Annotated in this window: 11 protein-coding genes; 7 read left to right on the top strand and 4 right to left on the bottom strand. The window is 58.6% G+C overall.

From position 1 onward, the window contains the following. Positions 1-27 precede the first annotated feature (27 nt). Positions 28-756: an autoinducer binding domain-containing protein gene (locus ACQQ2Q_RS10510; RefSeq protein ID WP_428187016.1), complete on the top strand. Its 729-nt coding sequence runs from the start codon at positions 28-30 to the stop codon at positions 754-756. 36 nt (positions 757-792) lie between these two features. On the opposite strand, the gene ACQQ2Q_RS10505 is transcribed toward ACQQ2Q_RS10510, so the two are convergent. Together ACQQ2Q_RS10505 and ACQQ2Q_RS10500 are read right to left on the bottom strand one after the other, a co-directional pair. Further along, a complete protein-coding gene (locus ACQQ2Q_RS10505) occupies positions 793-1,719 on the bottom strand; it encodes a pseudouridine-5'-phosphate glycosidase (RefSeq protein WP_428187015.1) in 927 nt (308 codons plus the stop codon). A 49-nt stretch (positions 1,720-1,768) separates the two neighbouring features. Beyond that, a complete protein-coding gene (locus ACQQ2Q_RS10500) occupies positions 1,769-2,713 on the bottom strand; it encodes a carbohydrate kinase family protein (protein ID WP_428187014.1) in 945 nt (314 codons plus the stop codon). 243 nt (positions 2,714-2,956) lie between these two features. Between ACQQ2Q_RS10500 and recA the strand changes: the two genes are divergently transcribed. From recA to ACQQ2Q_RS10485, 3 genes are all read left to right on the top strand, one after another. Then, a complete protein-coding gene (recA, locus tag ACQQ2Q_RS10495; RefSeq protein WP_428187013.1) occupies positions 2,957-4,048 on the top strand; it encodes a recombinase RecA in 1,092 nt (363 codons plus the stop codon). Positions 4,049-4,197: 149 nt separating this feature from the next. Next, positions 4,198-6,858, top strand: coding sequence for an alanine--tRNA ligase (gene alaS, locus ACQQ2Q_RS10490; RefSeq protein WP_428187012.1), 2,661 nt, complete (start codon positions 4,198-4,200; stop codon positions 6,856-6,858). A gap of 149 nt (positions 6,859-7,007) precedes the next feature. Next, positions 7,008-8,246: a GGDEF domain-containing protein gene (locus ACQQ2Q_RS10485; protein ID WP_428187011.1), complete on the top strand. Its 1,239-nt coding sequence runs from the start codon at positions 7,008-7,010 to the stop codon at positions 8,244-8,246. On the opposite strand, the gene ACQQ2Q_RS10480 is transcribed toward ACQQ2Q_RS10485, so the two are convergent. Continuing rightward, positions 8,241-9,881: a SulP family inorganic anion transporter gene (locus tag ACQQ2Q_RS10480; protein WP_428187010.1), complete on the bottom strand. Its 1,641-nt coding sequence runs from the start codon at positions 9,879-9,881 to the stop codon at positions 8,241-8,243. The two genes, ACQQ2Q_RS10485 and ACQQ2Q_RS10480, sit on opposite strands and share 6 nt — an antisense overlap. Before the next feature lie 174 nt (positions 9,882-10,055). Next, positions 10,056-11,267 carry an NADP-dependent isocitrate dehydrogenase gene (locus tag ACQQ2Q_RS10475; RefSeq protein ID WP_428187009.1) on the bottom strand — a complete coding sequence of 404 codons (1,212 nt, stop codon included), beginning with the start codon at positions 11,265-11,267 and terminating at the stop codon, positions 10,056-10,058. A 232-nt stretch (positions 11,268-11,499) separates the two neighbouring features. Here ACQQ2Q_RS10475 and ACQQ2Q_RS10470 point away from each other — a divergent pair, with 232 nt between their 5' ends. The 3 genes from ACQQ2Q_RS10470 (at position 11,500) to ACQQ2Q_RS10460 (ending at position 15,055) form a co-directional block, all read left to right on the top strand. Continuing rightward, complete coding sequence (locus tag ACQQ2Q_RS10470) at positions 11,500-12,018, top strand: hypothetical protein (RefSeq protein WP_428187008.1); 519 nt, start codon at positions 11,500-11,502, stop codon at positions 12,016-12,018. 128 nt (positions 12,019-12,146) lie between these two features. Continuing rightward, positions 12,147-12,971, top strand: a complete 825-nt coding sequence (locus ACQQ2Q_RS10465; protein ID WP_428187007.1) for an RNA methyltransferase — start codon at positions 12,147-12,149, stop codon at positions 12,969-12,971. Between the two features lie 80 nt (positions 12,972-13,051). Beyond that, the gene (locus tag ACQQ2Q_RS10460; RefSeq protein ID WP_428187006.1) at positions 13,052-15,055 is read left to right on the top strand and encodes an FUSC family protein; all 2,004 of its coding nucleotides are present in this window, start codon (positions 13,052-13,054) and stop codon (positions 15,053-15,055) included. The last annotated feature ends 4 nt before the right edge of the window (positions 15,056-15,059 follow it).

Genomic DNA, 15,059 nt, shown 5'->3' with positions numbered 1-15,059 from the left:
GTCTTGAACATACGCGGTGGAAAAACTGTGACTGGCGATGACAGTTCGGGCCGGAACGAGATTGTTGCCGGGGTACAGGCGGCCGAGACGCTGAAGGATATTGGTGAGCTAATCGTCACTATCCGCGATCGCTTCGGCTTTTCCTATTACAAGGTCTATTGCTCTTATCCGGTCGAGCATATGCCTTTGCGCGAACAACTCCTGATCTATAGCTTCCCGGAATCTTTCATGGATCACTTCGAGGCCATCGGTCGGCGAATTTGCCTACCATCTGCCGCTTTCGATCTGTCCAAGTCTCTGTCTTATCAGTGGGGCGTTGCGGAATTTGCCGAAGGCCTCGATCCGTCGCAGCACGCGATCATGAGCGATCTGCTCGTCCGGTTCAAAATCAATCGTGGCGCGTATCTGGCGATGAACGGTTTGAAAGGAACAGAACGCATCATCGGATTTTACGGCGATCGTGAAAGGCTGTCTGAGGAGGAGATGGAGGAACTCAGTTTCCTCTCGATCCAGGTCATTCATCGCCTGAGAGAGTTCGACAAGCGCGCTGGACTGGCCGGTTCCGGATTGTCTGATCTGGAGATACGCTGTCTGGAACTTGCGTCTGCGGGTGGGGATTCCGAGCTGCTGGCCCGAGAGCTTTCCCTATCCATCCGCACCATCCGCTATCTCGTCAGCGGGCTATGTGGAAAGCTCGGTGTGGAGCGGCTGGAACAGGCCGTGGCGGAAGCGCTCCGCCGCGGCTATATTTCCTGAGAGGTCTTCATCGAATTCAGATCGGCTGATTGCCGATCAAAACGTCATTGCGACAGCTATTTCGGCTGCAAGGCGCGCGTTGTTTTCCACCAATGCAATATTGGTCTTGAGGCTGCGCCCCTCGGTCAGTGTGAAGATTGCGTCCAGCAGGAAGGGGGTCACGTCCTTGCCGGCAATCGCTTCGCGTTCAGCACTGGCAAGAGCGCGACCGATATAGATTTCCATTTCCTCGCGGGGGATTTCATCGGCTTCGGGAACGGGATTTGCAATCAGCATGCCGCCTTCCAGGCCAAGTTGAGCGCGGGTTTTCTGGAAATTGGCAATCGCTGCCGGGCTTGGCAGGTTGAGCGCGCTTTTCAGACCGGAGGTGCGCGACCAGAAGGCCGGAAATTCCTCGCTGTCGAAGGTGACGACCGGCACGCCGCGCGTTTCCAGCACTTCCATGGTCTTGGGGATATCGAGAATGGCCTTGGGGCCAGCAGACACGACGATCACCGCTGTCTTGGCCAGCTCTTCCAGATCTGCAGAAATGTCGAAGCTTTCTTCGGCTCGGCGATGCACGCCGCCGATGCCGCCGGTGGCGAAAACCGAGATGCCGGCACGGGCCGCAGCGATCATGGTGGCGGCAACCGTGGTGGCGCCATTGCGGCGTTCGGCGATGGCAAACCCCAGGTCGGCGCGCGACAGCTTCATCACATCCTTCATCTGCGCCAGTGCTTCCAGCTGATCCGGCTCCAGACCGATATGCAGCACGCCATGGAGAACGGCGATGGTTGCCGGGACGGCACCTTCCTTGCGGATGATCTCTTCCACGCTGCGGGCCATGTCGAGATTGCCGGGATAGGGCATGCCATGGGTGATGATCGTCGATTCCAGGGCGACCAGAGGCGCGCCGCGGTCTTTGGCTGCTGCGACTTCGCGCGAATAGACGATAGGCAGGGGGGACGACATGGCTTGGGTCATTGCTCTCATTCCGTTTCGTATGCGCGCCGTCAGGCGCGACTTTTGGGCTTCATGACAGGTTTTCAGCTGGTGGCACAAGCTTCATATGCTGTTCGAGAACCGCTCGCGACAAATTTGCCGCCGTGGCATTGGTCGCCTGAAGGGTGATTGCGGCGCACGCGACGGCCTGGCGCAGCGCTTCGGCCAGCGGCTGGTGCGCAATGACCGCATCCAGAAAACCGGCTGTTGCAGCATCACCAGCGCCGGTGACATCGGCAACATGATCCAGCGGAGGTGGTGCAAGAAGGGCCGATTCATCGCCATTGAACGCGACAACCGGATCGCCACCATTTGTCACGATACCGGCTTTCAGGCCTTTGGCGCGCAAGAGTGCCGGCCATTCGGCCGTCGTGTCTGCGCGCCAGCCAGTCAGGGCGGTGGCCTCTGCCGTGTTCATGAACAGAAAGTCGAGTTGAGGTAGTATCGCGCTAAAGCGGACCACCTTGGCTGGAGAGATGGCGATTGCCGCCACGGGAATATTGCGATCGTTTGCTGCTTTGCAAATGGCAGCGAGCGTCTCCGCCGGGAGATTGGCGTCCGTCAGAATCAGATCTGTTTCATCAAGCGCATTTCTGACGGAGCTGACGCGCAGGCGGCGAGGCGTAAAAAGGCGGTAGAGGTCCATATCGGCCAGCGCTATCACCAGATTGCCATCGCGTTCGAGGATCGCGGTATAGCTCGGCGTGGCACGGTCTAGAAAGACAAAGGGGCGGTCGTCTATGCCGGCATCTATCGCTGCCTGAGCGACACTTTCGCCCGCAGCATCGCCACCCCTGGGCGTGATCAGGCGAACGGAATGGCCCAGTCTTGAGAGTGCACGCGCGGCATTGAAGGCGCCGCCGCCGGGCTCCGCCATCCAGCTGCCCGGATTGCTGGCGCCTGGGGTGGTCGCACCTGAAATGCGCCCCCGGCGGTCGATATGGGCACCACCCAGAACCAGTATCCGCGCTGTCATTTCAGTCTCCTCTCAGACCCGGTTCCGGGCGAATCGTATAGGTGCAGCTGCCTGGGTGACTAGTCTTCTTCGCCATGGTTTTCCCCATCCGATCTCGTTGAAAACATATATAGAACATGAGGTTAAAACATTCATGAAATCAATCTGTTGGCGAGGGCTTGTATTTGTGGAACAAAAAGAGTACAAACTCAGTCAGGACAGCTTCATTGCCTATGCGGCTTCAATAACCTAAAGGTGGATCTAATGGCACAAAATAGTTTGCGGCTCGTAGAGGACAAAACGGTGGATAAAAGCAAGGCATTGGAAGCGGCTCTTTCTCAGATTGAGCGTTCCTTCGGCAAGGGCTCGATCATGAAGCTCGGCTCGAACGAGAACGTGGTGGAGATCGAAACGATTTCGACTGGCTCGCTCGGCCTTGATATTGCTCTTGGCGTGGGTGGCCTGCCCAAGGGACGTATTATTGAAATTTACGGTCCGGAAAGCTCCGGTAAAACCACGCTGGCGCTGCAGACCATCGCTGAAGCGCAGAAGAAGGGCGGCATTTGCGCTTTCGTCGACGCCGAACATGCGCTTGATCCGGTCTATGCCCGCAAGCTTGGTGTCGATCTGCAGAACCTTCTGATTTCGCAGCCCGATACCGGTGAGCAGGCGCTTGAAATTACCGACACCCTTGTCCGCTCCGGCGCGATTGACGTTCTGGTCATCGACTCCGTTGCAGCGTTGACACCGAGAGCCGAAATCGAAGGCGAGATGGGCGACAGCCTTCCGGGCCTGCAGGCACGTCTGATGAGCCAGGCGCTGCGTAAGCTGACTGCCTCGATTTCCCGTTCGAATTGCATGGTGGTCTTTATCAACCAGATCCGTATGAAGATCGGTGTGATGTTTGGTTCGCCCGAGACCACGACGGGTGGTAATGCGCTCAAATTCTATGCCTCCGTGCGTCTCGATATTCGTCGTATTGGCGCAGTCAAGGATCGCGAAGAGGTTGTCGGCAACCAGACCCGCGTCAAGGTCGTCAAGAACAAGATGGCACCTCCCTTCAAACAGGTCGAATTCGACATCATGTATGGTGAGGGCGTATCCAAGACCGGCGAGTTGGTGGATCTGGGCGTGAAGGCAGGTATCGTCGAAAAGGCCGGTGCGTGGTTCTCCTATAACAGTCAGCGGCTGGGGCAGGGGCGTGAGAACGCCAAGAACTTCCTGCGCGACAATCCGGAGGTGGCACAGGAGATCGAGCTGTCGCTTCGCCAGAATGCAGGCCTGATCGCCGAGCGTTTTCTGGATAATGGCGGCCCCGGCAATGATGACGATGCCGAGGCCGTCAACGACGACTGATCCATCGCTAAATCATGTTATGACCGGTCATATATCGCAAGATGTATGGCCGGTTTTGCTTTGTCGGCTGGACAGTCTCGGTGGTGGGCGATAAAAGCCTTTGGTTTTCAGAGTATGAGCCAGCATATGGCAGCAGTGAAGGGCATGAAATGAGCGGCGTGAACGATATCCGGTCGACATTCCTCGACTATTTCAAGACGAACGGTCACGAGGTCGTGTCGTCTTCTCCGCTTGTGCCGCAAAATGACCCGACATTGATGTTTACCAATGCCGGCATGGTGCAGTTCAAGAACGTCTTCACCGGGCTTGAGCAGCGTCCCTATTCGACAGCGACCACGGCCCAGAAGGTGGTTCGCGCGGGTGGCAAGCATAACGATCTGGACAATGTCGGCTATACGGCACGTCACCACACCTTCTTCGAAATGCTCGGCAACTTTTCCTTTGGCGATTATTTCAAGGAGCGGGCGATCGAACTTGCCTGGAACCTGATCACCAAGGAATACGACCTGCCCAAGCATCGGCTGCTGGTGACCGTCTATTCGGAAGATGATGAAGCGGCGCTGCTGTGGAAGAAGATCGGCGGTTTTTCTGACGACAAGATCATTCGCATTCCGACCTCCGACAATTTCTGGACCATGGGCGATACCGGACCTTGCGGACCGTGTTCGGAAATCTTCTTCGATCAGGGCGAGAGCGTATTCGGCGGACCTCCGGGCAGTGCAGATGAAGATGGTGACCGGTTCCTGGAATTCTGGAACCTGGTGTTCATGCAGTTCGACCAGATCGATGCCCAGACGCGTCTGGATCTGCCCCGTCCTTCGATCGATACCGGCATGGGCCTGGAGCGCATGGCCGCGATCATGCAAGGGGTCACGTCGAACTACGAGACCGACCTGTTCCGCCGCCTGATCGGTGCCGTCGAAGAGGCCATCGGATCGCGCGCCGAAGGTCCGGCTGCGGCGAGCCATCGTGTCATCGCCGACCATATCCGCGCCACCGCATTCCTCATTGCCGATGGTGTTTTGCCGTCCAATGAAGGCCGTGGTTACGTTCTGCGCCGCATCATGCGCCGGGCGATGCGCCACGCCAAGTTGCTGGGTGCCCGCGAGCCGGTGCTCTACAAGCTCTTGCCGGTTCTGGTGTCCGAGATGGGCCGCGCCTATCCCGAACTGACACGCGCAGAGGCTTTGATTACCGAGACGCTGAAGCTTGAGGAGAAGCGTTTCATGTTGACGCTCGAGCGCGGTTTGTCTCTGTTGTCGGATGCCACGGGCGAGATGTCCGAGGGCGACACGCTCGATGGGGAAACGGCCTTCAAGCTTTACGACACTTATGGCTTTCCACTCGATTTGACCCAGGATGCGCTGCGTAACCGGGGTATCGGTGTTGATATCACCAGCTTCAACGATGCCATGCAGCGGCAAAAAGCAGAGGCGCGGGCCAGTTGGTCCGGTTCCGGCGACAAGGCCGCAGAAGCGATCTGGTTCGAGCTCAAGGATCGCTTCGGTGCGACGGAATTCCTCGGCTATAGTTCGGAAACGGCCGAAGGTGAAATTCAGGCGCTGGTTCGCGATGGCGCCAGCATCCCTTCAGCATCGGCTGGCGACGCCGTTCAGGTCGTTGCCAACCAGACACCCTTCTACGGTGAATCCGGTGGTCAGATGGGCGATGCCGGTGTCATTTCCGGCGAGGGATTCGTGCTCGATGTGACCGACACGCTGAAACGCGGCGAAGGTGTTTTCGTGCATATCGCCACGGTTCGCGAAGGTACAGTGAAGCCCGGTGTTGCGGCCGTTCTGGCTGTCGATCATGCGCGCCGTGGTCGGTTGCGTTCAAACCATTCGGCGACGCACCTCATTCATGAGGCTCTGCGCGAGATCCTGGGCACCCATGTTGCCCAGAAGGGCTCCCTTGTGGCGCCCGAGCGGCTTCGCTTTGACGTATCGCATCCCAAGCCGATGTCTGCCGACGAGTTGCGGCAGGTGGAGGAAATGGCAAACGAGATCGTGTTGCAGAACGCGCCAGTCTCCACACGTCTGATGAGCGTCGACGACGCTATAGCCGAAGGCGCCATGGCGCTGTTTGGTGAAAAATACGGTGACGAGGTGCGTGTCGTATCAATGGGTACAGGCCTGCATGGAGCAAAGGCCGGAAAGCCCTATTCGGTCGAACTGTGCGGCGGCACCCATGTCGGTGCAACGGGGGAGATCGGCATTGTCCGTATTCTCAGCGACAGTGCAGTCGGTGCTGGCGTGCGCCGTATCGAAGCGCTGACAGGCGAGGCCGCGCGCGCCTATCTGGCCGAACAGGACGAGCGGGTAAAATCACTGGCGTCGACGCTGAAGGTGCAGCCGGTTGACGTATTGTCGCGCGTCGAGGCTCTGGTTGACGAGCGCCGCAAGCTGGAGCGCGAACTGGCCGATGCCAAACGCAAACTTGCCATGGGGGGCGGTTCATCTGCCGGTGGTGACGAAAGCGTCGATATTGGCGGTGTGAAATATCTGGGCAAGGTTCTGACGGGCGTCGATCCCAAGGATCTGAAGACGCTGGCAGATGACGGCAAGCAGGGCCTCGGCTCTGGCGTGGTGGCACTCATCGGAGTTTCCGAAGATGGCAAGGCAAGCGCCGTCGTCGGTGTGACCGCTGATCTGACCGAACGTTTCAGTGCGGTCGATCTGGTGCGCATTGCCTCCGCTGCACTTGGCGGCAAGGGCGGTGGCGGACGTGCGGATATGGCGCAGGCCGGTGGACCCGATGGCGCGAATGCGCAGCAGGCCGTTGATGCGGTTTCGGCAGCGCTCGCGGGTTGAAGCCTCAAGTGTTGAACGGCCTCATCGTCGAGGCGGGATGTAACTGTCCCGCCTCGGCGATGAACGCCATGCTTTGGCCTTCCCTATTCTCCGTTTATTCATTCTTTTTCATGTAGTCTCGGCTCTCTACGAATTGGTGAGATGGCCTGGTGACTCTTCTCTTTCATATCCCGACGATGTGGCTCTGTGTTGGTGCCACGACTGCCATCATCGGCTGCTTTTTGACCTTTTCCTGGTGGGATAGCCGCGGCGATGCCGGGTTGAAATATTGGTCGATCGGCTATTGGTGCCTATCGATCGGCTCGATCCTGCTCGGACTGTCGTCGCTTTTGCCGCCCTGGCTGGCGCTTGGTATCGGCAATTTTCTGATCTTTGTGTGCCTTGTGTTATACGGCGTTGGTTTTCAGGCCTATGACGGCAAGCCAATTTCGATCACAGAATCTGCACTTAGTCCGTTGATATGGTCGGGGCTTTATGCGTTCTGGCCCGATTTTCAACATAACGAGTTGTCGCGGGTCATCGTCGCATCGGTGTTGGTGGCGTACCAGTCCATAATCGTTTCGCGGATCGCCTGGGGTGGACGGGTACCCGGTCAGCACTCGGTGCGGTCGGCCGTTTCGTATGTCTTCGGTGCGATCGCTGCAGCTTATCTGTTGCGCGTCGCCATGGTCACTGCTTTGCTGGATCCAGTCGATGCGGGCGTGTCCATCTGGCCCCCGCTCTTCATGTTTATCTCGTTTCTGCAGATGATGTTTTCTGCCGTTGCGATTTTCGTGCTGGTTCGCGAGCGTGCAGAATTGCGCTATCGCGTCGCCTCGGAAGTGGATGAGTTGACGGGCATCTTTAATCGGCGGGCGTTTATCTCTTATGTCTCGGCCGCGCGTGCCGACGGGACCAATCGAGGTGCGCTTGCACTGCTCGATATCGACCATTTCAAGCGTATCAACGATACCTATGGTCATGGTGCGGGCGACGAGGCGCTGAACATGTTTTGTGCCATCGTGGAAAAGACGCTGGCGCCCAACATGATTTTCGGCCGGATCGGTGGCGAGGAGTTCGCCATCTATTTTCCGGGTATGGGAATTGAAGAGGCCAAGATCCACTGCGAACGTATTCGCAAAGAGGTGGAGAGCTGCCCGATCCGGGTCGGCGCCGAGCAACTCCACATGACCGTCAGCCAGGGCCTTTGCGCCGATGTCGTCGGCCATGCAGAGGTGACCTTCCTGTTCGGTCTTGCCGACCGGGCGCTTTACATTGCCAAACGCGGCGGTCGTAACCGTGTCTCGGCTCTGAACCCGAGTTCGGGACTGAAGCTGATTGCAGCTAAAATGGCGGAGAAGAGTGTCGATAGACGCGGTGGGAGCCGGCCTGTGCGTCAGCCTTCATGACCGTCCCGTATTGCCGATCAATTCGCAGGCCTCTTCGATAGTCTTGGTAAAGACCACCCTTGCTGGCGCAACGTCGTGGGTCTGCAACAGTCTGCGAAACTCGTCATTCGTGCCGCTGATATAGATCCTGACGCCGGCCTTTTCCGCCTTTCGGACCGTGCCTTCAATGACATTGGCCGCGGTGGAGTCCATGAAGGACAGATCCGAGCAGTCGAGGACAAAATTGCTGTAGCTGTCTGCAATGCGATCCAACACCGTGCCCACGGTTGCCGCTGCTCCAAAGAAGAAGGCGCCGCCCAGTCGGTAAATCACCGTATCGCTGTCCGTGTTGTCTATTGGATGCTCGGTCTTGTCGTCGCGGCCTATGTGCGGCCGGATTGTGACGTTGCGGCTCATGCGATCGATGAAAAGCATGGCTCCGATTGCAAAGCCGACGACGATGCCTTCTGTCAGGTCCCGGAAGACGACGAGAAGGAATGTGGCAAACAGAACGACGGTATCCCCGCGCGACGAGCGCATGAGGGCTGCAAAGGCGTGGCGCTCAACCATGTTTGCGGCGACGACGGCGAGCACGCCGGCCAGCGCGGCAAGCGGAATATAGCTTGCAAGCGGTGCGGCCACGAGCATGAAGATCAGAAGAAAGACCGAATGCAGCATGCCGGAAAACGGGCTGGTGGCGCCGGCGCGTACATTGGTCGCCGTCCGCGCGATCGTGCCGGTAACGCAGATGCCACCGAAAAGGGCGGAGCCGACATTGGCGAACCCCTGGGCGACGAGTTCCATGTTCGAGCGATGACGCCGGCCCGTCATGCCATCCGCAACGACGGCCGATAGCAGCGATTCAATGGCCCCCAACAAGGTGAAAGACAGGGCACTTGGCAGGACATCGAGTGCCAGGTCCAGCGATATGGCTGGGAATGACGGCAAGGGGAGCGATCGGGGAATTCCGCCGAAGCGGGTGCCGATGGTTTCGACAGGCAGGCCGAACAGCGTAGCCACGATAGAGGCCAGAACCACTGCGATCAGCAGGCCCGGCCAATGGGGCTTGAGGCGGCGCAGAAGGAGAATGACCGCAATTGTCAGGCCTGCAATCGTGGTTGCAGACGGGCTGATCGTCGATGCGGCTGCGACCAGTGCCTCAATCTTTGCCACGAAGGCGCCGGGCTCCGGACCCGATAGGGTGAGGCCAAGCAGTTCCCGGACCTGGCTCGCGAAGATGATGACGGCGATGCCGGCGGTGAAGCCGACCGTCACGGGATAGGGAATGAACTTGATATAGGTGCCAATCCTGAGAAAGCCTGCCGCCATCAAAAACAGGCCCGACATGGCCGTGGCGAGAAGCAAACCCTCAATGCCGTGACGTGCCATGGTTGCCGCGACCAGCACGATAAAGGCTCCGGCCGGACCGCCGATCTGATGGCGGCTGCCTCCCAGCATGGAAACGAGGAAGCCACCGACAATCGCGGTATAGAGCCCGCGATCCGGTGTTACGCCTGAGGCAATGGCGATGGCCATCGAAAGGGGCAGCGCGACAATGGCAACCGTCAGGCCGGATATTGCGTCCTTTTTCAGGCGCGCGCGGTTATAGCCTTCAACAAGGACGCTGATCAGTTTCGGGGTGAGGTCCTGGTTCATGAAGGGTTGTCGACAGCTCGAAGGAGGATGACACGGTTGCGATCATCGGATGCTACGCTGAGTCTCATGCCAATCCAAATCGGCTGACTTTGCCGATCCGACCTTCCCTCGAGGCAATAAAAAAAGCGGCCCCGAGGGACCGCTTTTCGTTCTTCCGTCAATAGCGGGCAGCAATCAAGCCATTGCCTTCTGCAGGTTCTCGTCGATCTTGTCGAGGAAGGCTGTTGTCGAGAGCCACGGCTGGTCGGGGCCGATCAGCAGCGCCAGATCCTTGGTCATGAAGCCGGACTCGACGGTTTCGATGCAGACCCGCTCCAGGGTTTCAGCGAAGGTCTTCAGCTCGTCATTGCTGTCCAGCTTGGCACGGTGGGCAAGGCCGCGTGTCCAGGCGAAGATCGAGGCGATCGAGTTGGTCGAGGTTTCCTGACCCTTCTGATGCTGACGGTAGTGACGTGTCACCGTGCCGTGGGCAGCTTCGGCTTCAACCGTCTGGCCATCCGGGGTCATCAGAACCGAGGTCATCAGGCCGAGCGAGCCGAAGCCCTGAGCCACGATGTCGGACTGGACGTCGCCATCGTAGTTCTTGCAGGCCCAGACGTAACCGCCGGACCACTTCAGCGCCGAAGCGACCATGTCGTCGATCAGGCGGTGCTCGTACCAGATCTTCGCTTCCTCGAATTTTTCCTTGAACTCGGCGTCGAAGATTTCCTGGAACAGGTCCTTGAAGCGGCCGTCATAGGCCTTGAGGATGGTGTTCTTGGTCGACAGGTAGCAGGGGACGCCGCGCTGCAGGGAGTAGTTGAAGGAGGCGCGGGCGAAATCGATGATCGATTCGTCGAGGTTGTACATGGCCATCGCAACACCGGCTGCCGGCGCGTCATACACGTCATGCTCGATGGTCTGACCATCGTCACCGACGAACTTGATCGACAGCTTGCCCTTGCCCGGGAACTTGAAATCGGTGGCGCGGTACTGATCGCCGAAGGCGTGACGGCCAACGATGATCGGCTTGGTCCAGCCAGGAACGAGGCGCGGCACGTTCTTCATGATGATCGGCTCGCGGAAGATCACACCACCAAGGATGTTGCGGATCGTGCCGTTGGGCGAACGCCACATCTTCTTCAGGCCAAATTCCTCGACGCGACCTTCATCTGGCGTGATCGTCGCGCACTTGATGCCAACGCCGTGCTTCTTGATGGCGTTTGCTGCATCGATGGTGATCTGGTCATCGGTCTCGTCGCGCTTTTGCACGGAGAGGTCGTAATATTCGATGTCGAGATCAAGATAGGGCAGGATCAGCTTGTCCTTGATGAACTGCCAGATAATGCGGGTCATCTCGTCGCCGTCGAGATCGACGACCGGGTTTGCAACCTTGATCTTTTTCATGAATTGCCTCTTGTGTTGGTAGGGATGTCATCCCGCCGGGATTGAATGCGAAATCGGCTGGGCTATAGCATCGTGTGCGTCTGAGGCAAAGGCGCGCGGTACCAATATTGGCCCTTTTTTATTCTGGGGAATGGCGTAAAGGCTGGTTATTGCTTTCCTGTGCCCGCCTTGCGGTCGTTGTCGACAAGGTCCAGCATGGGCGGCGCCATCGATAGACAGCCCGGACAGTTCCATGACCCTTCGTTTCTTGCTTCCCCTTTCACTGTTATTCCCAATTGCGGCCTTTGCCGGCGATATGACACCTCCGGTCAAGACGGTCATGGACATCACGGCCGATAACTGGAGCGAGGATGGCGGCGAGGGGCGCGATATTTTTGCCGACGACCTGCTCAACTCGATCTACAGCAAGGCCTTCGTCGCCGAATACCGGGCCGCGGCAAAGTATCCCGTGTTCGACGACAGCACGACACCCTTCGACTATGACGTTATCCTGAACGCACAGGACGGCTGCGCGCTGGAAGACCTGTCCATTTCGCAAGGGCAAACGTCCGATGGTGTGACCGATGTGGTCGCGCGGTTCAACAACACCAAGTGCTTTGGCGATGCGCCGGAGAACCTGCGTGTGGAAGAGGTACACTTCGACGTCATCGACGAAGATGGACATGCGGTCATCGATGATATCCACCCGCCATCGGACGGCAATCTGCAGGGATCGGTCAGAGCAGACATGCAACTGATTGCCGCGCAGTAAGCGAGCCGCAATCGCATCCGTATCAGGGTCCGGCCGCCGAAGGTCTCGGCCATTCGCCGCGATGTTTTGCTTTTTGCCTGACTTTGTGCGAGTGAACCGCCGTTTTTAACATGCAAAAAGAGCAGGCCATGGCAGGGACCAATAGCGAGCGCGAACTTCTGGCCGAGGGACCGGCGATCATTCTGGTTGAGCCGCAACTTGGCGAGAATATCGGTATGGTCGCACGCGCCATGGCCAATTTCGGCCTGGCCGAACTGCGACTGGTGAAGCCTCGGGATGGCTGGCCGAGTGAGAAAGCGCGTTCGGCGGCCTCCAAGGCTGATCACGTGATCGATGGGACGCGGGTATTCGACACGCTGGAAGAGGCCGTCGCCGATCTCAATTTCGTCTATGCGACGACGGCGCGAGAGCGCGATGGTTTCAAACCTGTGCGATCTCCCGTTGTGGCGGCGCAGACGCTGCGTGGCCGGTTCCGTGTTGGCGAAAAGACAGGCATCCTGTTTGGCCGCGAGCGTTGGGGGTTGAGCAATGAGGAAGTGGCACTGGCCGACGAGATCGTGACCTTTCCCGTCAATCCAGCCTTTGCCTCGCTCAATATTGCCCAGGCCGTTCTGCTGATGTCCTATGAGTGGATGAATTCGGGCATGGATGACCTGACACAAACCCGCTTCGATGCGGTGGAGCAAACGCCAGCGACAAAGGATCAGCTTTTCGGCCTGTTCGAGCAGGTGGAAGAGGCGCTTGATGCGCGTGGTTATTTCCGTCCGGAGGGAAAGAAGCAACGCATGATCGAAAATCTGCGTGCCGTTCTGTCTCGCCGCGCCTTTACATCGCCGGAAATCAACGTCTTGCGCGGGGTGTTCAGAACCTTCGATCGTTATAGCCGGCAGAACCCGAAGCGGAACATGAAAGACGGTATCGAGGCAGACGGCGACAGTGACGATCAAGTGTGACGCTGGCCGCACCCCGTGTTAGCGTCCGGTAATCTGCATGTCGCGATTCCGGAGAGCGGGTAAAGGTGATCAGGTTAGGGTTGAGAGACACGCTTCTCGCGATTGATCCGGCATTGGTGCGCACCAAGCTTGCCAGCCGTGTGACGATTGGCATTGTGCTGGCGCTGGCAGTGATCACCGCCTTTTCTCATCTGGTTCATCCGATGCCCGTTGCTGCCTATGGTCTTGGCATGATCTTGTCGGTGCAGGGTGTGCTGGTCGTGCGCGATAGCGGCGCGCTCAACCAATCCGTGACGCGCGGTCTGGGCGTTGTTGCCGCATCCCTCTCGGTGCTGACCGCTTCGATGCTGGAGGCGCACCGGTTCTACAGCGACCTGGCGTTTTTGGCGGTCATCTTTCTCGCCGCGTTCGGCCGGGCCTATGGTCCCCGCTGGATGGCCGTGGGCATGTATGCCTTCATGGCCTATTTCATGGCTGCCTATTTCCATCCTCAATTCTCCGAGATCCCTTGGGCGGTTGCCGGTATCGTGATGTCTGCGCTGGTGGCGCAAACGGTTCGGTTCGTGCTGTTGCCCGACAATCGGCTGAAGAGCCTGAAGGGCGCGACAACGGCTGCCTTGCAGCGTGCGGAGCAGGTCGTTGAAGCGTTGATTGCCATCGCGGGCGATGGGGAATTGAACGAAGCCCATATGGAACGGCTTCGCATGCGCTCACACCGGCTCAAAGAGGCTGTTCTGGTGGCCAATGGCCTGTTGTCCGGCCATGATTCAGGCAAGCTCGACGAGGCGATGATTGCGTTGCAGACCAGCCTGATCGAATTGCAGCTCGCCGCAGAAAGCGTGATCGTGGCCAGTGCCGGTTCATTGCCGCCGGTCGAGCTGCTGCGCAAGTCGATCGAAGCCGGAGCGAATACGAAGGATTTCGTGGCCAGTGAAAGCGAAAGCGCGCATGCGCTTGGCTGGTTTGTACAGGCACGGCGGGAGGTGATTGCAAGGTCGAAGGCGCTGACGCGCCTGCCGCCGGCAAAGCCTCAAGCAACTGCCAAGCCGGTGAAAATCAGCCTGCGTGACCGTGCTGTGTTGACAGCGGTGCAGATTACGCTCGCATCTGCACTTGCCATGAGTGCCGGCCTTGCCTTGTCGCGTGACCGCTGGTTCTGGGCGGTTCTCAGTGCCTTTCTGGTGTTCACCAATACCCGCTCTCGCGGCGATACCATGGTCAAGGGCACCGAAAGGGCGCTTGGCACGCTTTTGGGCATCATTACCGGACTGCTTCTGGCGCTGGCTATTGGCGACCGGCCAGTGATTGCCGGCGGCTTGGCTGGCATTGCCCTGTTTCTCGCCTTTTTCAACCTGCCGGTCTCCTATGCCCGCATGACGTTTTTCGTCTCGATTGTGATTGCGCTCGCCTATTCACTGCTCGGGGTTCTGACCTTCGATCTGATGGTGCTGCGCGTGGAGGAGACCGTCATCGGTGCGGTCGCGGGTGTGCTCGTATCCGCCACCGTTTTTCCGGCCCATACACGCGGTCCATTGGAGACTGCCGTGGAGGCCTGGTATTCGGCGCTTGAGGACCTGCTCGGTGCTTTGCGCCTCAAACAGGTAGACCCTGGCGCGTTGCAGCGCCTGTCCCGGACGCTGGATGAGAGCTACAGCGCCTTGGTCGAGGCGGCTCGTCCGCTTGGCACTTCCTGGCAGGTCATTACCCGACCGGGCAGGGTGCGCCAGACGCTGGCACTGTTTCTGGCAGCCACCTATTGGGCGAGGTTGTCTGCCCGCAAACGCGCCGAGACGGAAACAACAGACAGCAAGGGGGAAGATGATATGATCATGTCTCTGATGGACCTTCTGGCGCAATTGAAGTCGAAGAAGGCCGCGTGTTTTTACGTGGCACGCGACAGCATTCGGCGTCCGCCGTCCAGCATGCCGATGCCGCAGCGCCCGATGACGGACAGTCTCGACACACTGGGTGCCACCCTTGACCGGCTTTACCCACATAGACCTTGGCGCAGCAGCCTGAAAATTATCCGGTGTGCCGCAATGACGCCGCAACAGGCGGTCAGGGAATGTGTAGATGTCAGATAGCCGA

Source organism: Agrobacterium sp. ES01 (genome assembly GCF_050320885.1).
Lineage (GTDB): Bacteria > Pseudomonadota > Alphaproteobacteria > Rhizobiales > Rhizobiaceae > Allorhizobium.
This window is presented reverse-complemented; position numbering and strand designations above follow the sequence as displayed.

Bases quoted from the DNA above. Each gene is read 5' to 3' on its own strand.
- ACQQ2Q_RS10505 (WP_428187015.1), bottom strand. From the start codon at position 1,719: ATGACCCAAGCCATGTCGTCCCCCCTGCCTATCGTCTATTCGCGCGAA.
- ACQQ2Q_RS10500 (WP_428187014.1), bottom strand. From the start codon at position 2,713: ATGACAGCGCGGATACTGGTTCTGGGTGGTGCCCATATCGACCGCCGG.
- recA (WP_428187013.1), top strand. From the start codon at position 2,957: ATGGCACAAAATAGTTTGCGGCTCGTAGAGGACAAAACGGTGGATAAA.
- alaS (WP_428187012.1), top strand. From the start codon at position 4,198: ATGAGCGGCGTGAACGATATCCGGTCGACATTCCTCGACTATTTCAAG.
- ACQQ2Q_RS10480 (WP_428187010.1), bottom strand. From the start codon at position 9,881: ATGAACCAGGACCTCACCCCGAAACTGATCAGCGTCCTTGTTGAAGGC.
- ACQQ2Q_RS10475 (WP_428187009.1), bottom strand. From the start codon at position 11,267: ATGAAAAAGATCAAGGTTGCAAACCCGGTCGTCGATCTCGACGGCGAC.
- ACQQ2Q_RS10470 (WP_428187008.1), top strand. From the start codon at position 11,500: ATGACCCTTCGTTTCTTGCTTCCCCTTTCACTGTTATTCCCAATTGCG.
- ACQQ2Q_RS10465 (WP_428187007.1), top strand. From the start codon at position 12,147: ATGGCAGGGACCAATAGCGAGCGCGAACTTCTGGCCGAGGGACCGGCG.